Raw genomic sequence first — 392 nt, 5'->3', positions numbered from 1 at the left:
GTCACGCCCTTGCGAGCCCGGAAGCGCTTGAGGATCTCGATCCCGCCCATGCCAGGCAAGGCCATGTCGAGAATGACGAGATCATAGACCTGGGTCGAAAGCGCAGCGTCGGCGTCGCTCCCGTCACGAACGCAGTCGACGACATAACGGCTTTTGCGCAGCAGGCGAGCCAGCCAATCAGACAGCTCCTGATTATCCTCGACGAGCAGTATTCGCATTGGATACGCGTTCTCGCAGGCCAATCGGGGGCACGAACTATCCCGAACACCCTTCCTAGACGGTTGGCCCGGGCCCTGTGAAGGAAAAGCCGTACAGGCGGCGTGCGGCCGTGCCGGGGCGTCCCCGTTTCAGGAACGCCTCTTCGCCCTGCGAACAGCGACCGACATCGGTAT

At 62.2% G+C, this 392-nt stretch carries 1 protein-coding gene; it reads right to left on the bottom strand.

The window, feature by feature from the left end:
- Positions 1 to 218: response regulator (locus AB4Y92_RS26305; protein ID WP_441822298.1), on the bottom strand; the 218-nt coding region annotated here is incomplete at its 3' end.
- Positions 219 to 392: the final 174 nt, after the last annotated feature.

The organism is Lysobacter sp. TAB13 (assembly GCF_052113885.1).
Lineage (GTDB): Bacteria > Pseudomonadota > Gammaproteobacteria > Xanthomonadales > Xanthomonadaceae > Lysobacter > Lysobacter gummosus.
The sequence above is the reverse complement of the archived record's forward strand: the minus strand, read 5'-3'. Positions and strand labels throughout refer to the sequence as shown.